The sequence below is a fragment of the Arthrobacter sp. P1_D4 genome, from assembly GCF_056406115.1.
On sequence record NZ_JBFUAU010000018.1, the window covers coordinates 79,079 to 98,802 of the forward strand.

Annotated in this window: 22 protein-coding genes, 1 other RNA gene and 2 pseudogenes; 13 read left to right on the forward strand and 12 right to left on the reverse strand. The window is 62.7% G+C overall.

Annotation, left to right across the window (positions count from 1 at the left end):
• Positions 1-165: 165 nt before the first annotated feature.
• Positions 166-432: pseudogene (locus AC1D0A_RS17775) on the forward strand (CpaF family protein); the annotation flags it as partial.
• Positions 433-610: 178 nt separating this feature from the next.
• On the opposite strand, the gene AC1D0A_RS17780 reads toward AC1D0A_RS17775, so the two are convergent.
• From AC1D0A_RS17780 to AC1D0A_RS17790, 3 genes are read right to left on the reverse strand one after another with little or no spacing between them, the layout of a single operon-like run.
• Entirely contained in the window at positions 611-811 is a 201-nt protein-coding gene (locus AC1D0A_RS17780) for a helix-turn-helix domain-containing protein (RefSeq protein ID WP_476946416.1), read from the reverse strand.
• Positions 808-1,059, reverse strand: a complete 252-nt coding sequence (locus tag AC1D0A_RS17785) for an excisionase family DNA-binding protein (RefSeq protein ID WP_476946417.1) — start codon at positions 1,057-1,059, stop codon at positions 808-810. Before AC1D0A_RS17785 ends, AC1D0A_RS17780 begins: the two co-directional genes overlap by 4 nt.
• An 18-nt stretch (positions 1,060-1,077) precedes the next feature.
• The gene (locus tag AC1D0A_RS17790; protein WP_476946418.1) at positions 1,078-1,416 is read right to left on the reverse strand and encodes a hypothetical protein; all 339 of its coding nucleotides are present in this window, start codon (positions 1,414-1,416) and stop codon (positions 1,078-1,080) included.
• 879 nt (positions 1,417-2,295) lie between these two features.
• Here AC1D0A_RS17790 and AC1D0A_RS17795 point away from each other — a divergent pair.
• From AC1D0A_RS17795 to ssrA, 12 genes and pseudogenes are all read left to right on the forward strand, one after another.
• On the forward strand, positions 2,296-2,673 hold the full coding sequence (locus AC1D0A_RS17795; RefSeq protein WP_476946419.1) for a hypothetical protein: 378 nt from the start codon (positions 2,296-2,298) through the stop codon (positions 2,671-2,673).
• 210 nt (positions 2,674-2,883) lie between these two features.
• Positions 2,884-3,240 (forward strand): annotated as a pseudogene (locus AC1D0A_RS17800) (CpaF family protein); the annotation flags it as partial.
• A gap of 287 nt (positions 3,241-3,527) precedes the next feature.
• A complete protein-coding gene (locus AC1D0A_RS17805) occupies positions 3,528-5,138 on the forward strand; it encodes an SIR2 family protein (protein WP_476946420.1) in 1,611 nt (536 codons plus the stop codon).
• 351 nt (positions 5,139-5,489) lie between these two features.
• Complete coding sequence (locus AC1D0A_RS17810) at positions 5,490-5,993, forward strand: DUF4145 domain-containing protein (protein WP_476946421.1); 504 nt, start codon at positions 5,490-5,492, stop codon at positions 5,991-5,993.
• Positions 5,994-6,417: 424 nt separating this feature from the next.
• Positions 6,418-7,536 carry a hypothetical protein gene (locus AC1D0A_RS17815; RefSeq protein ID WP_476946422.1) on the forward strand — a complete coding sequence of 373 codons (1,119 nt, stop codon included), beginning with the start codon at positions 6,418-6,420 and terminating at the stop codon, positions 7,534-7,536.
• Between the two features lie 560 nt (positions 7,537-8,096).
• On the forward strand, positions 8,097-8,243 hold the full coding sequence (locus AC1D0A_RS17820) for a hypothetical protein (protein ID WP_476946423.1): 147 nt from the start codon (positions 8,097-8,099) through the stop codon (positions 8,241-8,243).
• A 160-nt stretch (positions 8,244-8,403) separates the two neighbouring features.
• Positions 8,404-9,519 (forward strand): peptide chain release factor 2, encoded by a 1,116-nt coding sequence (gene prfB, locus AC1D0A_RS17825; protein WP_476946424.1) that lies wholly within the window; start codon positions 8,404-8,406, stop codon positions 9,517-9,519.
• Between the two features lie 193 nt (positions 9,520-9,712).
• Complete coding sequence (gene ftsE, locus AC1D0A_RS17830; RefSeq protein WP_043435207.1) at positions 9,713-10,534, forward strand: cell division ATP-binding protein FtsE; 822 nt, start codon at positions 9,713-9,715, stop codon at positions 10,532-10,534.
• Entirely contained in the window at positions 10,531-11,445 is a 915-nt protein-coding gene (gene ftsX / locus AC1D0A_RS17835) for a permease-like cell division protein FtsX (RefSeq protein ID WP_028276034.1), read from the forward strand. Before ftsE ends, ftsX begins: the two co-directional genes overlap by 4 nt.
• 26 nt (positions 11,446-11,471) lie before the next feature.
• Complete coding sequence (locus AC1D0A_RS17840; RefSeq protein WP_243181320.1) at positions 11,472-12,875, forward strand: M23 family metallopeptidase; 1,404 nt, start codon at positions 11,472-11,474, stop codon at positions 12,873-12,875.
• 126 nt (positions 12,876-13,001) lie between these two features.
• Entirely contained in the window at positions 13,002-13,472 is a 471-nt protein-coding gene (smpB, locus tag AC1D0A_RS17845) for an SsrA-binding protein SmpB (RefSeq protein ID WP_026266743.1), read from the forward strand.
• A 111-nt stretch (positions 13,473-13,583) separates the two neighbouring features.
• Positions 13,584-13,952: a transfer-messenger RNA gene (ssrA, locus tag AC1D0A_RS17850) on the forward strand.
• 142 nt (positions 13,953-14,094) lie between these two features.
• Here ssrA and AC1D0A_RS17855 read toward each other — a convergent pair.
• The 9 genes from AC1D0A_RS17855 to AC1D0A_RS17895 form a co-directional block, all read right to left on the reverse strand.
• Positions 14,095-14,439: an SHOCT domain-containing protein gene (locus tag AC1D0A_RS17855; protein ID WP_243181221.1), complete on the reverse strand. Its 345-nt coding sequence runs from the start codon at positions 14,437-14,439 to the stop codon at positions 14,095-14,097.
• Positions 14,440-14,472: 33 nt separating this feature from the next.
• A complete protein-coding gene (locus tag AC1D0A_RS17860; protein ID WP_243181222.1) occupies positions 14,473-14,961 on the reverse strand; it encodes a DUF6325 family protein in 489 nt (162 codons plus the stop codon).
• Positions 14,962-15,262: 301 nt separating this feature from the next.
• Positions 15,263-15,397: a hypothetical protein gene (locus AC1D0A_RS17865; protein WP_018775274.1), complete on the reverse strand. Its 135-nt coding sequence runs from the start codon at positions 15,395-15,397 to the stop codon at positions 15,263-15,265.
• Between the two features lie 47 nt (positions 15,398-15,444).
• Entirely contained in the window at positions 15,445-15,816 is a 372-nt protein-coding gene (locus AC1D0A_RS17870) for a hypothetical protein (RefSeq protein WP_243181223.1), read from the reverse strand.
• Between the two features lie 87 nt (positions 15,817-15,903).
• Positions 15,904-16,272: a fluoride efflux transporter FluC gene (locus tag AC1D0A_RS17875; protein WP_243181321.1), complete on the reverse strand. Its 369-nt coding sequence runs from the start codon at positions 16,270-16,272 to the stop codon at positions 15,904-15,906.
• Positions 16,272-16,721, reverse strand: coding sequence for a fluoride efflux transporter FluC (locus tag AC1D0A_RS17880; protein ID WP_243181224.1), 450 nt, complete (start codon positions 16,719-16,721; stop codon positions 16,272-16,274). The genes AC1D0A_RS17875 and AC1D0A_RS17880 overlap by 1 nt, the downstream gene beginning before the upstream one ends.
• Positions 16,722-17,435, reverse strand: a complete 714-nt coding sequence (locus tag AC1D0A_RS17885; RefSeq protein WP_243181225.1) for a metal-dependent transcriptional regulator — start codon at positions 17,433-17,435, stop codon at positions 16,722-16,724.
• 16 nt (positions 17,436-17,451) lie between these two features.
• Entirely contained in the window at positions 17,452-18,738 is a 1,287-nt protein-coding gene (locus AC1D0A_RS17890) for an Nramp family divalent metal transporter (protein WP_308197245.1), read from the reverse strand.
• A gap of 167 nt (positions 18,739-18,905) precedes the next feature.
• Complete coding sequence (locus AC1D0A_RS17895; RefSeq protein WP_243181226.1) at positions 18,906-19,682, reverse strand: class I SAM-dependent methyltransferase; 777 nt, start codon at positions 19,680-19,682, stop codon at positions 18,906-18,908.
• Between the last annotated feature and the right edge of the window lie 42 nt (positions 19,683-19,724).

Here is a 19,724-nt window from a genome sequence, read left to right on the forward strand (position 1 = left end):
GACATCTGAGACCAGTGATTCAAGAGTTACCAAAGTGAAAGTTGTCATGTTGAAACCAAGCGGTTATCCACATGCACCCACGGCACCCCTTGCCGGACCGGTTGCCCGCCCCTAGTTTTAACCCCATCGCGCCGGCACCGGGGCGGCAGTCATATGGGGGTCTAGGTGGAGGCTGTACGCATTGTTGAGGACGAGGTCCGTGAGCTGATCCGCCGGCGGGGCCTTGACCCCCTGCGGGAGTCCGGCGAAGTCCGGCGCCTGGTCGAGGCGGCTGTCAGCGACTACGACGAACGGGCCCTCCTGGCGCCTTTGCCCCCGCTGGGCCCGTTGGAGTCGGCCCGGAGATTCGTCTTCGACGCTGTGGCGGGCTTTGGTGCGCTCCAGCCGCTCCTGGACGATCCGGGCATCGAGGAAATCTGGCTCAACGCGCCGGTCAACCACGGCGGCGCGAACAACGTAATTTGCCGCATCACAGTGGACGGCGCAGTCATAAGCGTGAACTCGGCAAGCGGTTATGGTTTGGCGTCATGCAAGGGGACTGCGTAGCCAGTTCGCCACGCAGCCCCCTGCCTGCCTGCGATTTGTAGGGTGCCACAGAGAACCCCGTCAGCTATCCATGCGGGCGGGGTTCCTCTTTGCGCCGCTGGGCTCGTGTTGCTTTAGTCGCGTCCTCACGGATGCCAGCCGCATAGTCAGCGACGGTCCTAGGATGGACTCCCACCTGATCGGCGATCTGCTTTTGACTCAGGCCCAAAGCCAGCAAACGAGCTGTTTCGTCCACCCGCGCTTTTCGTTCCAGGGCACTTGTCATGACAACATCCCTTCTTCAATTTCCCCGGCTGTGATCTTTTCTGCTGTGACCCGGTAGGCGTCGGCGATGTAGCACTCTAGGTCAGTGGCGGCGACGCGCCACAGACCGCGCCCACCAATCTGGATCCCTCGCAACTCGCCGGACTTCAATAGCATCCGTACGGTGGGGAGGCCGACGTTCAGGTCTTCGGCTACCTGTTCAACAGTCAGAAACCGGGGCCGTTTGGGCGCTTCCTTAGCTGCACTCATGCGTAGTTTTTCTTCCAGTTAGGAAAAATTTTTGAGTATCGCGCCGAAGTTCGAATGGAGTTCCTTCAGCGCTTCCATATCTAGGTGCAGTGTGGAATTTGGTTCGTCTCCTTCAGTCTCGTAGAACTGGAGGTCCATTACGGGTTGTTCGTCTTCTTCATCTTGAGCTGCGACAAAAGCGATCCACGAGATATCTACAGGCAAACCGCCGAACGCTTTGAATTGAGCGGCTAAGGATCCTTCGGTGGGCTCCGCTTTTTCTTCATCGCCTTTGTCGTAGATCACGAAACGGGTGTAACACTCATCGGCGCCTTGATGGTCGGTACACCACGGCTTGCAGTTCGACGTAGCGGTCATGCGTTTCCCCCTCGTGGACTGTTCTTTAGTGCATAGACTAATGGCTTGCGCTGCCATGTCAGAGCTTCGGTCTAGTGTCCGCTGTGTGGTGACGAGAGACGCGGTCGCTGTGGGCCGGATGCTCACAGGCGGCAGATATGTTTACAGCATGGCAGCGTTCACGCTCGACGGCGAAACGTCCGAGTACTTGAAACCGGATCCGGGACACCCGCCCGAAGAAACCAAATCGTGGGAGTACGGGAACTACTCGAAGGTCATTGCAAGCCCCCCCCTGGCTGACGGCGACACGGTGAGTGTCTACGGCGTCGCGGAACGCTGGAACCCCTCATACACCCTTGTGGGGTGGGCAGGCGAAGCGCGGCACGGGCATTGGGCCTGGATCCCCCCCCGGCGACGTGGAGCGTGTGAGCGATTCGGAATGGGACATCGAGGAGTTTCGACGCTGCCCGGAACACCTACGCGGCATCCGCTGGGCCAACAGGTTGCCGGGATTCCTGCCCGCGTGTCGTCATTCGCGTTGAGACACTGGAGCCGCGTTTCTTAGGGATTGGCGTTGAGATGGTTCGGATGCTATCGGGGGTTGCCTTTGCATCTGAGAAATGATCGGGCGGACAGCATGAGAACATTTGATGATTGCAAAGGTTTTGCGGCGTGAATTTCCCAGGGGGACAATTGAAAAMACGACTCGTTCTATTGGCCATTCCGGCTATGGCGTTGGCGTCCTGCTCGGCACCCTCCGAACCGAGGCCGAGCGGCTCCGCAGCATCGGAGTCCACTGCATCAGAGTCCGCGTCGATAGCGACGAACGACAGAGGTAACATCCCGAAGAAGACAGGGGAAACGGCTGCTATCGGAGGGGATACGGTCGAAGCGTCCGCGGTGCACTTCAAGGTCATGGGGATCAAGCCGTTCAAGTGCACCTATCCAGTCGACGTTCCAGGGAACGGCCAGATGATGGCGGTTACCGTGGCCGTGGAAACCGGAAAGGATCTGCCCGGGCAGATGGGGAGGGACCAGGTGTCCTTCAATGCGTCCGGATGGCGGGGTTACGCTGCCGACGGTACACGTATGAACACTGTGTCTTCTGACTTGGTTTATAACTGCGCGACAGATAGGTCTGTCCTGCTTCCCGACATCGGTCCCGGGGAAAAGGCCTCGGGCATCGTATTGCTCGACGCACCCAAATGGCCCAAGAGCATTTCTTTCAGCTTCCCTCAACAGGAAGGTGGCTGGGAGTGGGAGGTTCCTGCCAAGTAAGAGTTCTCTCGCACTCCCATCTATTGACGATGTGAAAACCCCCGTCAGTCATCACGACTGGCGGGGGTTTCTCTGCGTTGTGGTCAAGCTGGTTGGAACCTGCATTTCAGGGCGGGGCAGAGCTGGCAAGACTCACAACCGGCCTTGGAAATTTCGGCAAAGTGGGAGGCGCTAGCAGTCGGACTTTGAGAAACCTATATCAAATCTTTCCCGAATGAAATCTATGTGGCGCGCAACGGCGAATCGGAACTGACCTCCGTTTCGCTGACGGACCAGCAGGTCCGGGACCTTGTGGAACGGATGCTGAAGAGCTCAGGCCGGCTCCTTGACATTTCCTCCCCATTCGTGGCGGTGGCGCTCCCGGACGGCTCCAGGCTGCACGTCTTGATCCCGGACGTCACCCGGCGTGACTGGGCCATCAATATCCGCAAGTTCGTCGTCAAAGCCAGCCGGCTCGAGCACCGGGTGGAGCTCGGAAAGCTCACCCCGCAGGCGGCCAGGTTCCTCGGCGCGGCCGTCGCCAGCGGCCTCATCATCCTGGTCTCGGGCGCCACGCAGGCGGGCAAGCCCTCTAATCCTGAAAGCACCGTCACGAACTGGGACATTCGTCTGAGGCCTCGTCCGAAGCGTCCCAGCTCCGTTGCTTGGACTTTCGTTCAGACCAGCGCTTCTGCGGGCATGATCTGAGCAGAGGTTCTATTCAAGCTGCAAGCGAGATAGCGCGGAGTCCATTAAGTCCGCCGACAAGTCGTAGGGTAGTGGAGCTATACCTTTCAGGTTGGTGATTGGGGTCTCGATAGAGACTGTGATTCTAGGACCACGACTTTCGTCTGATCCGTGATGTAGGGGGAGTAATGATCGAGATCCCAGATGAGCTTATAGCGTTGGCTGCAGAGCGTCGTCTCATTCCATTCGTCGGGGCGGGCTTTTCTGCAGCTTTGGATCTTCCAAGTTGGGAGACGATGCTGCGTGAGCTATGTGCTGAGATCGATGGGTCTCTAACTTTTGAGGAACTAGAGCTAGCGACTGGGGGTGACTATCTGCAAATAGCTGAGTATCTATTCCTAAAGTGTGACAAGCGAATTGGCCCAATCCGCAGCCAGTTGGAGCGAAGTCTATCGGTTCACAAAAATCCGCTAACTTCAGGTCCGCATGTTGAGCTAGTGAACCTGGGAGCAGCTCAGATATACACCACTAATTATGATGATCTTATTGAGTCAACTTATAAGGCTCTTGATCGCCCCATAAGCACGGTCGTGCTGCCAAAAGATGTAGCTCTGGCAGATACGGAACGAACTCAGATAGTTAAATATCATGGCGACCTAAAGCATGAGAACACGCTCGTGCTTACTGAGTCGGCTTATTATAAGCGCCTCGACTTCGAGTCGCCGATGGACTTGAAGTTTAGATCCGACCTGCTCGGCAAGTCGGTGCTTTTCATGGGCTATAGCTTTCGGGATGTGAACATCCGCATCATCTGGTTCAAGCTGATGCAGATGATGCGCGACATTCCAGAAGCGGACCGTAGGCCCTCCTACATTGTGCGGCTAGAACCGAATCCAGCTTTGGACCAGCTAAACGCTGCCGTTGGGCTCAAGACTATAGTTCTGAACCCAGACGGTCCGGTGGATGACCCTAAGAAGAGAGTCGCGTTATTGGGAGAGTTCCTGCTGGAGCTTGCAAACAAGGCTGCGGAACTGAGACCGCAGCCGCCCGCATTCAAACGACCAGTCGTCTCAGCAGCATTGATCCAGTCTGTTCAGAAACACTACCGGGAAATGGGTGAGTTCTATCCCAAATCGATGAGGTGGCGTCGAGGCTTTAATGTTTTTCAGGCAAGCTCCTCGCAGCTGGACAACTTTCTTCATGGGCTGGTACCTACTCCGTTGAAAACACTTTGGCAACGAGCTTTTCGAGAACTGATTCCGTTCATTGGACTTCCTCAAGATTTTAGCTTTCAGGACTTGGTAGATAAATCTGGTGCGGCCCCCACCCTTACGTCGCTGGTTGTCCAACTGCTTGCAAGCCAGGGCGATAGTGACGCGCGGAAGATGAAGTCTCGCCTGCTATCTGAATTGAATGAAGGAAGTTGGAAGACTGTTTGGGCTTCATCTATTAAACAAGAGGACGTGGAAATGATCCTATTGTTGCTCTCGTCCGAGGTTAATTACCAAGCGACGAAAGGTGCGGACGAGGATATTGCCTTCCTGGCGGAACTTGCCAAGCGCATCGTGCTGGGGCAGCTCGGTCCAGTAGAAAAGGCTGAGGACGTAGAGCGATTGACGGCCCTTCTTGGTCAGGCGGAGGAAATATATCCATCGATTGGCAAGCTCAAACCCAGCAGCTCGCATCCGCCCCAGGTCGATGCGGTCCTCAAAGAAGTGGAGGAGCGAAAGCTGAACTGGGCCCCCGCTCGGCCATCCAAGCAGTTCAAGGGTGGATCGGGCGCTCCACGGAATAGCTGACGTACCGGTGTGTGCGCCTGAGGCACTTCGGCGGTCTAGCCTGACTAGGCCGCCGAAGGCGGCCTAGACTTCACTTGGACTAGCAACATAACTCGGAGGCTGGCTCCGGCTCGGAAGTTGCCGTCCTTAGGTAGTGACAAGCGTGTAATTCATGTTTCAGCCTTAAACGTCGGGGGCCCGACATACTGTTGGTCTCATATACGACAAAAGGGGAACACAGTGGCTTCGACGACCTGCGCTTGGTGTGGCGCTCTAGCAACAATGACCCCGGTGACATCCGGCCATGAGGGACAACGGAAGTCTGGATACAGGTGGGTTCAGGCGGCTTTCAAATGTAATAACTGCGAGAAGATGAGTGTCGGTACCGTTTCCGCGCACCAAAGCGTCGATGCCCCTGTACAAACGTTCGCTACTTGGTGGAACGACAAGGACGTGTCATGGATGCCCGAAAGTGTCGGCGGGCGGGAATTTCCCGATGTCCCGACGCACGTGGCATCTGCTGGCGACGAAGCCTTTAGGTGCCGGAGTATCGGCGCAAATCGCGCGGCGATACTGCTGGCCCGCTCAGTGATTGAAGCCACGTGCAAGGACCACGACATCGAAAAAGGGACTCTGGCTGCCAAGATCGACGCCATGACGACAAAGGGCTACATTCGAGGATTCACCCAGGAAGCCGCGCATGAGTTGCGTCACCTCGGTAACGGCATGGCCCATGGGGATTTCGTTGAGGACGTGGACGGTGATGATGCCAATGCGGTTCTTGAAGTTATGGCGGAAATACTCAATGAGGTTTATCAGGGACCGGCTCGCGTGAGCCGTATGCGGGAGAAACGCCAGGTGCCGGCCGCCCGTTAGCCCTGAAGCTAACTACTGCTGCCGGCGAGTGCTAACGGTCAGTGGCTCCGGCCACGGCGATGGGTGCAGATGTCAAGAGAGGGACATTTCATCCCGCGATGTGCATCGTCGCATGCACCTTCTGTGATTGACTTACCCAACACGTCAGCAAATATGGGGAAATCAATGACAATGACCGTCACTCACACAGTGCCATATGGGTCTCGTCCACAGCACCCAGCTCACTAGCCGCGAAGCGCCAAGCCAGTAAGGCGCTCCACGAACGGAAGGTCCGCGAGCGCCGGACGTCCGCTCACCCAGACAACAACATCCCGCTTCCAGAGGACTACGAGCGGTTAGCCGCTCAGCCGGCCACCGAATCCTGTGGCCGTAGGGAATACGAAGAAGCCCGTGAGCGCGGGGAAGGTTTCCCAGGAGGGGCAAGATGACTGAGACCGATGTAACAATAAATCAGGCACCAGCAGCGTCGAGGCCCCGAGGTGAACTGTTTGACGCCTTCGAGAGTTGTGCTCGAACAGTCCGTGCAGCAAACAGGGAGTTGGACATTCTTCTTGCCCCGGTGGCCGAGAGCGACGGGTTCTCTCCGGACGAGTACCGGTTCTATCTGTTTGCGTGGAACCAGATCCTTCATTCTCCCGGCATGACGCACTACATGCAGGAGGCGTCCAAAGCCAGTCATGCCGGTCGATTCTGGCTCGGCGTACCGATTCTCGTCTCCGTCGAGAGGCTGGTGGAACGCTCCACCGAGACGCTTCGATCGCTGAATCAGCTCGAATCAGTCAGGGGGGATGCCGACCGACTGGGGAATCTCCTGGAATCTGCATTGAGTCAGGCTGGAGAAAGTTTCTTCCATTCCAGTAATGATGAGTTCAATGACTTCGTCATGGAACGAATTGAGAGCGCGGCTGACTCTTTGATGCAGCATCGTTCGGTTAGCTCCATGAAGGAGCGAGCGGCCGTGGAACTCGACGCCATCAAGGGTCTCAAGGTGGAAGCCGAGGACGTTCTTGACGCGAGGAAGGATGTAACGGCCCACGAAGGGGAAGTAGAGCTTTCCAAGCACTACGCCGAGCTGGCCGGCGTCGAAAGCGCCCAGGCCAATGTATTCCGCAGGTATGCGGTAGGTACTCTCATAGTTGCCGTCTCTGCGACGACATTTTTTGTAGGAGTCCAACTCGTCGACGCGCATCTCCTTATCTCGCCGACCACAGACTACGTTTCATTCCTGCAGCGACTGGCGTTCCTCGCCGGCCTCTTTGGTCTTGCAGGGTACCTCGCCAGGCAGGCACATCAACACAGGTCCATGGCAAATTGGGCGGGCGCCCTCGCAGTCCAGCTCAAGACGTTCAATGCGTACATCGCGCCCGTCAGAGACCAAGAAGCCAAGGACCAGTTGCGAAAAGACTTTGCAGCTCGCGTCTTCGGTGACCACCCGGCTATGAAGGGTGAGCCGTCTTTGACGCCTTCTGCTGCGGCGATGGACAGTGCCATGGACTATGCAGCCAAGCTAGTAGGCATCGGAAAATCCGGCGGGAATCCCTAGCCTGGCATCCAACGTTTGACTGGCGACCGGCAGTGGGTCGGAACGGGCGAGGACGTAGTGTCAGAGCCGCGGTGTACCAACGTGTCCGTGTTCCATCCATGGGGAGTCCTTCGAAAGCTGGCCCACATCAGGCTTCTTGGGTACTGATGCCAGACCACGTGCCCGGACGCACAAACGGTGTGGACGTGATCTGGATGGACAAGGGCCTTGAACAGGTCGAACGGCGATGCACCCTAACCCACGAACTGGTTCACATTGAACGCAATCACACCGGCTGCCAGAGGCATCTGTCGAGCTCGAAGTAAGTTTCGAGACGGCGCGCCGGCTAATCCCGATCGAGGATCGGGCCAACGCGCTGCGCTGGAGTAACCGAGCTTACGAGCTGACGGGTGAACTCTGTGTGACGCACGATGTGCTAATGGACCGGCTCCGGGGCCTTACGCCGCACGAGGTTCAGATCCTCGCGGCCACCGAGACTCAACGCCACTAAACGCATTCCCTAACTTCGAGGAATCTATCTGGGCCGCAACGGCGCGTTCGACCGCTTCAGCGCCCTCAGCGTGGCGCCGGCGACGGGCAGCCCGGACGGCGCCACCGCCGTCGTCGTCCTGAGTGCAGCCGTCCACCCGCCGGTGGTGAACTTCCTGGTGCCGGACGGCATCCGGATCGAGGCGACGTCCACGGCGCGCTCCCGCCTCAGCCGGTGAGCTGCTGGCCCGCCACTCCGGTTGCCCTATCTGTAGATGCTGCCAACCAGGCCGTCAGGCATCCCAAAGTGATAGGGCAACCAGCTATCGGGCAACCCAAAGTGAGAGGGCATCCGGCAGGGTCAGGGGGCTATGACACATAGCGTAGGCTTAAAAAACCATGGCAAACATTGATTTTCCCGCTGAAATCCGCGCGCTGCGGGCCACCTACACGTCCATCGAGAACGTCTCGAACGTCGAGGCGCTCAAGGAAGACATCGCCGAGCTCAGCGAGCGGGCCGGTGAACCCAATCTGTGGGACGACCCCGCCGCGGCGCAGGTCATCACCTCGAAGCTCTCGCACAAGCAGACCGAACTCGAGCGGCTCAACAAGCTCGTGGCCAGGATCGACGACCTCGAGGTCCTCGTGGAACTCGGCCAGGACGAGGACGACGCCGACTCCATGGGTGAGGCCGCCGCGGAACTCGAATCGGTCCGCAAGGCGCTGGCCGACCTTGAAGTCGTCACCCTGCTCTCCGGCGAGTTCGACGAGCGCGAAGCCGTGGTGACTATCCGCGCCGGCGCCGGTGGCGTGGACGCGGCGGACTTCGCCGAAATGCTGCTGCGCATGTACCTGCGCTGGGCCGAACGCCACGGCTACCCGACCACCATCATGGATACCTCCTATGCCGAAGAAGCCGGGCTGAAGTCCGCCACCTTCGAGGTCAAAGCGCCCTACGCCTTCGGCACGCTCAGCGTCGAGGCCGGCACCCACCGCCTGGTCCGGATCAGCCCGTTCGACAACCAGGGCCGCCGCCAGACCTCGTTCGCGGCCGTGGAAGTGATCCCGCTGATCGAGCAGACGGACTCCATCGACATCCCGGACAACGAGATCCGCGTGGACGTCTTCCGCTCCTCCGGCCCCGGCGGGCAGTCGGTCAACACCACGGACTCCGCGGTCCGCCTCACCCACATCCCCACCGGCACCGTGGTGTCGATGCAGAACGAGAAATCGCAGCTGCAGAACCGCGCCGCCGCCCTGCGCGTGCTGCAGTCCCGCCTCCTGCTGCTGAAGAAGGAAGAGGAGGACGCCGAGAAGAAGGCGTTCGCCGGCGACGTCAAAGCCTCGTGGGGCGACCAGATGCGCTCCTACGTCCTGAACCCGTACCAGATGGTCAAGGACCTCCGCACCGAGCATGAGGTCGGCAACACCTCGGCCGTGTTCGACGGCGAAATCGACGACTTCATCGACGCCGGCATCCGCTGGCGGACGGACAACCGCAACGCCGAGAAGTAGGCCCGGCGCCCGGCCGGGCGCCTCCACTGGGAGGTCCCTGACAATCGCGCGACACGCCCCGCCGTTCCGGCGGTTCCGCCGTTACCCGTGCGTATAGTCGAGGGGCCGGAGCTCTACTTCCCCCAAACGAAAGCCCTTGCGCCGGCAGCAGAACCGGGCCCTCGCGGCCATGTCCTGCAGGGTACTAAGGGCCATGATCCGTTTCGAAAATGTCACCAAGGTCTATGACCAGAAGGCGCGGCCGGCGCTGGATTCGATCAACCTTGAGATCGACCGTGGCGAATTCGCCTTCCTCGTCGGCGCCTCCGGCTCCGGCAAATCGACCTTCCTGCGCCTGGTCCTCAAAGAGGACCGTGCCTCCTCCGGCGCCGTCTACGTGGCCGGCCAGAACGTCGCAAACATCTCCAGCTGGCGCGTGCCGCGCCTGCGCCGCGGAATCGGCGTCGTCTTCCAGGACTTCCGCCTGCTGCCGCAGAAAACCGTCTTCGCCAACGTCGCCTTCGCCATGCAGGTCATCGGCAAGAGCCGCAGCGTCATCCGCGACACCGTCCCCGAGGTCCTGAAGACCGTCGGCCTGGAAGGCAAAGAAAACCGTCTCCCGCACGAACTCTCAGGCGGCGAGCAGCAGCGCGTGGCGATCGCCCGCGCCGTCGTGAACCGCCCCGGCATCCTGCTGGCCGACGAGCCGACCGGAAACCTGGACCCCACCACCTCGATGGGCATCATGGGCGTGCTGGACAAGATCAACCAGAACGGCACCACCGTGGTGATGGCCACGCACGACGACGACATCGTCAACGAAATGCGCAAACGGGTGGTGGAACTGAAGAACGGGGTCGTGATCCGCGACGAGGCCAAGGCCCTCTACACCTCCATGATTCCCGTCGTGGGCCAGTCGCGCCGCCTGCGCGACGCCAGCGGACGGGACGAACAGCCGCAAGTTATCCCGCCCCGGGCCGGCTCGCGCGCCGAAGCCCGCGCCGAGTTCCGCACCGCAGGGGAGGGCCAGGCGTGAGGCTTGCATTCGTCCTGGGCGAGATCGGCAGCGGCCTGCGCCGCAACCTGTCCATGGTGATCTCCGTGATCCTGGTGACCTTCGTGTCGCTGACCTTCGTCGGCGCCGCCGGCATGCTGCAGCTGCAGATCAACCAGATGAAGGGCTACTGGTACGACAAAGTCCAGGTGGCCATCTTCCTCTGCAGTGACGGTTCGACGGCGCCCGGCTGCGCCACCGGTCCGGCGACGCCGGAGCAGGAGGACAACCTGCGCACGCTGCTGAAGTCGCCCGCGGTGGCGCAGTACGTCAACGACTTCCAATACGAGTCCAAGGACGACGCCTACAAGCACTTCAAGGAACAGTTCTCCAATTCCCCGATCGTTGACTCCGTGACCCCGGACCAGTTGCCGGCGTCCTTCCGGATCAACATGAAGGACCCGGAGAAGTACGAGATCATCAGCGAGACCTTCTCCTCCCAGGCCGGGGTAGAGACCGTGATCGACCAGCGGCAGCTGCTGGAGCGGCTGTTCTCGGCCATGAACGCCGCGTCCCTGGTGGCCGTGAGCATTGCCGGAGTCATGATCATCTGCGCCATTTTGCTGATCGCAACCACCATCCGGCTCTCCGCGTTCAGCCGCCGCCGGGAAACAGGCATCATGCGACTGGTGGGCGCGTCCAAGATGGTCATCCAGCTCCCGTTCATCCTCGAAGGCGTCATCGCCGCGGTCATCGGTGCCGCCCTGGCCTCCGGCACCCTGTGGGCCGTGGCCCGCTTCTTCCTCGAAGGCGTCCTGTCCAAGCAGTATCCGGACACCGCGTTTATCTCACCCGGGCAGACCCTGATCCTGGTACCTGCCCTGATTGGCCTGGGCGTTGTCCTGGCCGGAATTTCCTCCCTGCTGACCCTCCGCCGGTACTTGCGGGTCTAGCTTTGCGCAACGAAAAGGGAATGCTTATGACACCGATGGCCCGCCGCCCCCTCCGGCAATCCCTCCGGCTCCGCCTGGTGGGGCGCCGCAGCCGGATGATCAGCGCCACCCTGGCGCTGGTCCTGGCCGGGACCATGGGGGCCTCGAGTCCGGCGGCATTCGCCGACGACCTTGAGGACCAGCAGGCCGCGCTGCGCGAGGAGGCGGCCCGGGTCCAGCACTCCCTCGAATTCGTGGACGGCAAGATCGCCCAGGCTGCGGCAGACCTGGTCCTGTACCAGGGCCAGCTCCCCGGCGCCCAGCAGGCGCTCACGGACGCCCAGGGCCGGGTGGCCGGAGCGGTCCAGGAAGTGCAGGCCCTCGCGGCCCGTGTGGACCTGGCGCAGCAGAACAAGGCAAAAATCACGCAGCAGCTGGAAGCGGACAAGCAAAAGATCGCGGACACCCGGAAGCTGATCGGGCAGATCGCCACGCAGGCCTACAAGTCCGGTGGCGTCCCATCCAACCTGTCCCTGTTCTTCGGGTCGAACCAGGGCAGCAGCCTGACGGACACCATCGACCTCGCGGACCAGGCCCTGCGCAGCCAGAACTCCGCGATGGACAAGCTCACCCAGCAGAGCGCCACCAACGTCAACGCGCAGGCCCGGCTGGCCGCCGTCGAGGCTGAAATCACCGACCTCAAGGCCAAAGCCGACGCCGCACTGGCCCGGGAAAAGGCCGCCCGGGACGAGGCCGCAGCCAAGAAGGCCGCCGTCGACAAGCTGATTGCCGACACCACCCGGCTCGACGCCCAACTCCAGGCCGCCAAGCCCGGCATCCAGAACCAGCTCGCGCAGGTCAAGGCCCAGCAGGACGCCGTCGCCGCCGAGATCGCCGAACGCGACCGGAAGCTGCGTGAGGCCTGGCTGGCCGAGCAGCGGCGCATTGCCGAGGCCGCGGCGGCAGCTGCCCGGGCGCAGGGACAGGCGGTCCAGCCGTATGTCCCGCCGGCCCAGGGCTCGCCGTCGGCCTTCGGGCTGCAGCACCCGTTCCCAGGCAATATTCCGATCACCTCCGGGTTTGGCTGGCGGGCGACGCCGCCGGGCACCATCGACTTCTACGGCCAGGGCGGCTACATGCACACCGGCATCGACTTCGGTGCCGCCTGCGGCACGCCCGTCTACGCCGCGGCTGCCGGCACCGTCTTCTCGGCCGGCTGGGCCAACGACGGCGGCGGCAACAACGTGAAGATTTCCCACGGGGTGGTCCAGGGCAACTCGCTGACCACGATTTACTACCACAACACTTCCGTGGCGGTCTCGGTCGGCCAGCACGTCAACCAGGGGCAGCTGATCGCCTATTCAGGCACCACCGGCAACTCCACCGGCTGCCACTCGCACTTTGAGACCTGGCTCAACGGCCGGGCCGTGGACCCCATGAACCTGCTGTAGTCCGGCCCGGGCCATCCGGCAGGCCATCCGGCGGGCCATCCGCTGAGGCGGGCGCCCTGCCGTAAACTGGAAAGACTCCGCACCACCTGGCCGGAGTGAACCACCAACAAACCGAGGAGTCCTACCGTGCCCAAAGAAAGTGGCCGTAAGGTAGTGGCCACCAACCGCAAGGCCCGGCACGACTATCACGTCCTTGACACCTATGAGGCCGGCATCGCGCTGATGGGCACGGAAGTGAAGTCCCTGCGCGAGGGCCATGCCTCGATGGTGGACGGCTTCTGCACGTTCTACAACGACGAGCTGTGGATGGAGGGCATCCACATCCCCGAGTATCACCAGGGGAGCTGGACGAACCACGCCGCACGCCGCCGTCGCAAGCTGCTGCTGCACCGCGAAGAGCTCACGAAGATCTCGCACAAGATCCGCGAGTCGGGCTTCACGATCGTGCCGCTGCAGCTGTACTTCGTGGACGGCCGTGCGAAGGTCGAAATCGGCGTCGCCCGCGGCAAGAAGGAATATGACAAGCGCCAGACACTGCGCGAACAGCAGGACAAGCGCGAGGCCCAGCGCGTCATGCGCGAACGCAACCGCCGCTAGCGCGCCGCAGGCTGTCACGGTGCCAGGGAATGTTTCCCGGAGGCGGTGCGTTATGATTGGTAGTCCGGGAAGGATCCGAAAGTGTCCGGTCCGGGTTTGATAAAAAAATACGGGGATGATCGGTTTCGACGATGTTAGTCGCGACAGGTGAAGCGGGCCGAGGATGCAGAATTATCTCGTAAACGCTGTCTGCAAACCAATAAGTGCCGAATCAAAACGCACTGACTTCGCTCTCGCTGCCTAAGCAGTAAGACAGTCCGTCAGCCCGAGGTTGCTATTGCCCCGGATCCTGGCGTCATTTAGATAGCCACTGCTGTTTACCTCCGTCATCGGGGTAAACGGGACTCTTAGATGACTGGGCCCGGATCAGCCAGCTGTTTGCAGCATGGCTGGGGCCGAGAAATTCCAACGCAAACTGCGCCCGGAGAAGCCCTGACAACACGACATCGGACGGGGGTTCAATTCCCCCCATCTCCACATAGGGGCCCGGCAACGGCGCTCCACCCCGTATTGGGTTCACAAAACTCCCCGCCGGCTTCTGCCGGCGGGGAGTCTTGTGCTTAAAGCCAAAGAGGAGGGAAGCGTCTTCCGACACTTCCCTCCTCTTTGCAGTTTCTTGTCACTACATGCCGAGGATCTTCGCCTTCTGGACGCCAAACTCTTGTTCCGTGAGAATCCCTTGATCCTTCAGCGCCCCGAGCTGCTTGAGCTGTTCGAGGGCTTCGTTTGAGATGCCGCCGGCAGCCGGGGGAGGGGGTGGTGGCTGCTGGTAGACCGGCTGCTGGTAGGCCTGCGGCGGTGGCTCCTGCTGGGCCATCTGCGAATCGTAGGCCTCCTGCTGCTTGGCCGCGGTCGCGGCGTCCTTCTCGGCAAACTTGTTGGCCTGGCGGCGCTGGACCCGGCCGCTGACTGCACTGGCTGTCCCGGCAACCACCGCCGTCCGCCCTATACCTCTGAGAAGTCCCATAATTTTCTCCTGTCGGATTGCTTCCTGTGTGTCTTACGCGTCGGGTGCCTGCGACACGGCGGGTGCCGTCGTCTCGGCGTCGAGGGCCTCGAGGGCATCGAGTGCTTCCATCACGTCCGGAGCAGGGATCCGCGTGCTCGCGATGAGTTCGCCCCCGCTGTCCCGAACGGCCGCCACGAACGGTGCCGCCCAGATGTTCTCGTAGACGATCAGCGCGGCCACAGTCCCGGGGAGCAGCGCGGCCGAGGCCTCGGCGATGTCGTCATCGCCCAAGAGCCCGGTCCGGGCTCCCTCGAAGTAGGAGAACCCCGCCGCCGGACCGCCTGGGTCGGTGAGTTCGAGCACCTCGACAGATCCGTCGTCATTCTTCATGACGACGAGGAGATCGAAGAGGCGGATCACGCCCTGCTCGACGAGCTTAACGAGTTCCTCACTCGCCTGTCCCGTCAGTCCCGATACGGGGAACTCCAGGAGTACGAAGTCGACCGGCCCGTGGGCCTCAGTCTCCGGTGTGATTGTCACTGGTATTCCTCCGGTCTGTGTCGAGCACGCTGTCTGGCGCACTGGTCTTAGTGTGGGCGGTCCCCGCCGGGCCGTCACCACCCGCGTCGAATGATTCCGATGGGGGCCGCGCCGCTCAACGGTTGGAACTGCCCCGCGGACATGGCCCCGGAATGGGACCTCTCGGTCGGATTCCAAGACCACTAAACCGCCAACGGGAGATTGTCACATCATCCATTTCGGGTGAGCCCCCAGCCCGCCGCGACGTGTCAGGCCAATACGACAAGAGGCCGGAAGCAACGGCTTCCGGCCTCTCGATATTTCAGCGCTTCTTGATGTGTGCCACTGGGTCGGTGTGGGCATCGACGATGTGTTTCGCCTTCTTCTCTGCCCGTTTTTCCTTGATGGTTTTAACCGACTTCTTCGACACGCTCTGGTGCGGCGTCTTGTCAGGCATGGTGCTCTCCCTCACGGCAGGGGCCAGGGGTAGCCCCGTCTTTTAAGCTACGCCTCGGGAACGGCGGCGTCCACGATCCCTGCGAAACGGCTGCCGACGCCGTCGTACACACTGCGCACGAGCCCGGGCCCGAGCACGGGGATCTCGCGTGCCTCGTGGTGCACGCAGCAGACGTACGTGAATTCCGGCCACCATTTTTTGGGCCGGGCCGCTTCGGAGAATCCGCAGACGGCACAGGTGAGCTGGACCCAGACGGGCCGCTTGCCGGTGCGGTTTGCCTTGGACTGGACCAGCCACGCCGGCGGGTTGTCCAGCAGCTCGCCCAGCTCGGCCTCGGACAGCCGGGGCGGGATGCCGTGACGGTGCGCCATTTCCAGGGGAATGTCGAGGATCTGGGCTGCTTCACGTCGGGTAACCATCCTTCAACGATACGGGAACGACGGCGGCCCGAAGCCACCACGGCGCCCCGGTGTTACCCTCGCCACACCGGCGGAGGCCTGAGGTTTTCAGCCGGCGAGGGCAAGCCCAAGCGCCGCGGCCGCGAGCCCCGCGAGAAGGTTCGCGCCGATGTTGAGCGCCGCCGCCCGGTACCGCTCTTCGCTGACCAGGCGGACCGTCGCGGTGGTCCATGAGCTGAAGGTGGTCAGGCCGCCGGCGAGACCGGTTGCGATCGCGGCGTGCCAGTCGGCGCCCAGCTCCAGGTGGCCGGTCAAGCCGATGGACCAACCGATGATGAAAGATCCGGCGACGTTGACCGTGAGCGTCGCCCAGGGCCAGTGCGGTCGGGAGCCCTGATGGTGCGCGAACCAGGAGTCGACGGCGAACCGCAGGAGTGCTCCCGCCACCCCGCAGGCCCCGACCACCAGCGCGGTCATCATTGGGCACCGCCGCGGAGGTCGGCGATCGCCTTGCCGGTTTTCCAGCCGGCCGCCGCGGCCCCGAGGCCCAGGACGAGCGAGAGCCCGAGGTAGGCCAGCCACGTGGCGTGGTAGCCGCCGCGGATCTGCTGGTCAATGGCGATCACCAGCGCCGAAAAGGTGGTGAAGGAACCCAGGAGGCCGGGGCCGATGCCGGCCCGCAGCCAGAAAGCCGTCTGTGGCCGCGCGATCCAGAGGGTGGTCAGGGTGGCCAGAACGAAACTCCCGGAGACATTGATCGCCAACGTGGTCCACGGCACCGCGCCGGCGCTTTCGGGAAAAATCAGGCCGGCGCCGAAACGCAGCTCGGTTCCGATCAGCCCGCCGACGGCGACGGCGGACCAGGCCTTCCAGCCCGGCACGCCGGGGCGCGGCACGGCCCGGCGCTCGTCCAGCGCACCCTTCACTCAGCTCTCCGTGACGCTGCAGCCGGCGTGCCCGGCATCGCTGTGGACCCAGAGGGCCGAGGCGACCTCGTCGGCGAAATCGAATTCGCGCGGTGCCGGGGCGGAACCGATCCGCACTACCATGGGGCCACCGAAGGGACGCCGGCCCACCACCTCCACTTCGGCGTCGAGGTCGATGTCCTCTGCGGCGAGATAGCGCAGGAGCTCCGGGTTGTCGTCGCTGATCCGGGTGATCCGGCCGGTGTGGCCGTCGTCGAGTTCGCTCAGGCGGTGGGCGGCGGGCATCAGCACCGAGCCGTCGGCTGCCGGGATGGGATCGCCGTGCGGGTCCCGGGTGGGGTTCCCCAGCTTGGCCGCCATGCGTTCAATAAAGGTGTCCGAGACGGCGTGCTCCAGGAGTTCGGCTTCGTCGTGGACCTCGTCCCAGCGGTATCCCAGCTCGCGGACGAGGAAAGTCTCGATCAGCCGGTGCCGCCGGACCATGGACAGGGCGAGCCGGACTCCATCGCTGGTGAGCGTGACGGCGCTGTAGGGCTTGTGGTCTACGAGGCCCTGGTCTTTGAGTTTGCGGACCATTTCCGACACCGAGGAGTTGGCGACGCCCAGGCGCTGCGCCAGCTGCGTGGAGGTGATGGGCTTGCGCTGCCACTCGGTGAACGAATAGATGACCTTGACGTAGTCCTCGATCGAGGAGGAGGGCGTACTGGTCTTCACAGACCTAAGCCTACCGTCAGCTGCCTCCGGAGAAAGTGAGCCACAGCAGGACCAGGTTAAGGGCCACGACGAGCACCACGCTGATGATGGCGGCGACTCGGAGGGCCGGGCCGTCGGCGAACCGGCCCATCAGGGCTTTGTTGCTGGTCAGCACCACCAGCGGGACCAGGACAAAGGGAATCCCGAAGCTGAGGACCACCTGGCTCAGGACGAGCGCCCAGGTGGGGTCGAAGCCCACCGCCAGCAGCACGACGGCGGGGATGAGGGTCACGACGCGCCGGGCCATGACGGGGATCCGGATCTTGAGCAGGCCCTGCATGATGGTGCCGCCGGCATAGCAGCCCACTGAGGTCGATGCCAGGCCGGAGGCGAGCAGCCCGACCGCGAAGATCACGCCGACGATCGGACCGAGATTGGCGGTGATGGCGGCGTGCGCGCCCTCGATCGTGTCCGTGCCTTCTTCGCCGCCGAGGGTGGAGGCGGCCAGGAGCAGCATGCCGATGTTGACCAGTCCGGCGATCGCGAGGGCGGCCACGACGTCGAACCGGGTGGCCCGGACCAGGCGCGCGATGGCCGCCGGGGGAACATGCAGGTGTTCGTCCGGCCGGTGCCGGTCCCGGGACAGGGCCGAGTGGACGTAGATGGCGTGCGGCATGACGGTGGCCCCGAGCATGCTGGCGGCCAACAGGACGGTGTCCGGTCCCTGGAAGCCGGGCATGAGCCCGGCCAGGGCGGCTCCCGGATCGGGCGGGCTGATGAAAAGCCCGGCCAGGAAGCCGACTGTGATGATGCCGAGCAGGAACATGATGATGAATTCAAACGGCCGCTGTTTCTGCCGGGCCTGGACCGCGAGCAGGAGCATCGACACGGCGCCGACAATCAGGGCGCCAAGGGGGAGGGGCAGGCCGAAAAGCAGGTACAGGGCGATTGCGCCGCCCACCACCTCCGCGAGATCGGTGGCGGCGGCGACAACTTCGGCCTGCACCCAGAAGGCGCGGCGCCAGAACGGCTTGAGCCGTTCACCAAGGATCTCCGGAAGGCTCTTGCCCGTGACGATCCCGAGCTTGGCGGACTGGTACTGGACGAGGACGGCCATGACGTTGGCGGCCACGAGGACCCACACCAGCAGGTAGCCGTACTGCGCTCCGGCGGTCAGGTTGGCGGCCACGTTTCCGGGGTCCACGTAGGCGATCGACGCCACGAAGGCCGGTCCCAACAGGCCGATCAGCGCCCTCCGGGCACCCGGGTGTTTGTAAGTGGGGGCGTCCTGCGCCGGTTGCCCGTGTCCCGTTAGCTCCAGCACTGCCAGCTCCTGTGATTGGCGCGTCGGCGTTGACGCGATGATCGGCGCCGGCCGGAAAACAGCCGGTGTCAAAGTTTCGTGTGCCTATAAGAAATTATTAGGCATACCGAAACAATAGGCCTGGCGGGCGCTGCGTGCAATCCGGGGGAATCCGGGGTGAGCGTGCATCAGGCCCGGAAGGCCCGCCACGTCTGGGTCAGGTAGGGCAGCCGGAGCACCTCGCCTGGGGTGTGCCCCAGGTGCTCGTGCAGGTACCAGGCGAGGTTGGCTGTGACCTTGGCCCGGGTGGAGTCCGATGCCGCGAGATAGTAGCTGCGGGACTTGGCCAGCTCCTGGATGTCCTCCGCCGTGACGGAATCCTCCCAGCGCGTCAGGTGGCTCTCCAGTCCGGTGAACTCGGGGCCCACGGCCGGACGGAAGTGTGGCTTGTGGACGTCCCCGGCGTGCATGATCCGGGAGAGCCGGTGCACCCAGGGCACGCTGGTGTCCAGCTGGTTCCAGATCAGGCCCAGCACGCCGTGCGGCCGCAGGATCCGGGCAATCTCGGCGCAGGCCAGGCCTGGGTCGCACCAGTGCCACGCCTGGGCAACCGTGACCAGGTCAAAGGACTCCGGCTCGAGACCGGTGTCCTCGGCGCTGCCCTCGATGGCGGTGACGTCCGGCAGGGTCCGGCGCAACTGCTCAAGCATGTCGGCAGAGGGGTCCACGGCCACCGTGGCCAGTCCGCGTTCTGCCAAAAGGGAAGTGAACTTCCCGGTGCCCGCGCCAATGTCCGCGGCGTCCCTGGCTCCCGCCCGGACCAGCCAGTCGGCCGACTCCTGCGGATAGCCGGGGCGGACGCGTTCATAGTGCTCGCCGCCGTCCTGGAAGCTTTGTCCGAGTTCCTGGCGCCGCTCGCTGTGCAGCTTCGGTCCGCTGTGGAGCCTGGGTCCGGCGCTTGCCACGTGCGATCTCCTTCGGGAAGGTCCTGCTTGTTACAGATACCT

Coding starts and splice junctions, on each gene's coding strand:
- AC1D0A_RS17780 (WP_476946416.1), bottom strand. CDS start 811: ATGACAAGTGCCCTGGAACGAAAAGCGCGGGTGGACGAAACAGCTCGT.
- AC1D0A_RS17785 (WP_476946417.1), bottom strand. CDS start 1,059: ATGAGTGCAGCTAAGGAAGCGCCCAAACGGCCCCGGTTTCTGACTGTT.
- AC1D0A_RS17790 (WP_476946418.1), bottom strand. CDS start 1,416: ATGACCGCTACGTCGAACTGCAAGCCGTGGTGTACCGACCATCAAGGC.
- AC1D0A_RS17805 (WP_476946420.1), top strand. CDS start 3,528: ATGATCGAGATCCCAGATGAGCTTATAGCGTTGGCTGCAGAGCGTCGT.
- AC1D0A_RS17810 (WP_476946421.1), top strand. CDS start 5,490: ATGAGTGTCGGTACCGTTTCCGCGCACCAAAGCGTCGATGCCCCTGTA.
- AC1D0A_RS17815 (WP_476946422.1), top strand. CDS start 6,418: ATGACTGAGACCGATGTAACAATAAATCAGGCACCAGCAGCGTCGAGG.
- prfB (WP_476946424.1), top strand. CDS start 8,404: ATGGCAAACATTGATTTTCCCGCTGAAATCCGCGCGCTGCGGGCCACC.
- ftsE (WP_043435207.1), top strand. CDS start 9,713: ATGATCCGTTTCGAAAATGTCACCAAGGTCTATGACCAGAAGGCGCGG.
- AC1D0A_RS17840 (WP_243181320.1), top strand. CDS start 11,472: ATGACACCGATGGCCCGCCGCCCCCTCCGGCAATCCCTCCGGCTCCGC.
- AC1D0A_RS17855 (WP_243181221.1), bottom strand. CDS start 14,439: ATGGGACTTCTCAGAGGTATAGGGCGGACGGCGGTGGTTGCCGGGACA.
- AC1D0A_RS17865 (WP_018775274.1), bottom strand. CDS start 15,397: ATGCCTGACAAGACGCCGCACCAGAGCGTGTCGAAGAAGTCGGTTAAA.
- AC1D0A_RS17870 (WP_243181223.1), bottom strand. CDS start 15,816: ATGGTTACCCGACGTGAAGCAGCCCAGATCCTCGACATTCCCCTGGAA.
- AC1D0A_RS17875 (WP_243181321.1), bottom strand. CDS start 16,272: ATGACCGCGCTGGTGGTCGGGGCCTGCGGGGTGGCGGGAGCACTCCTG.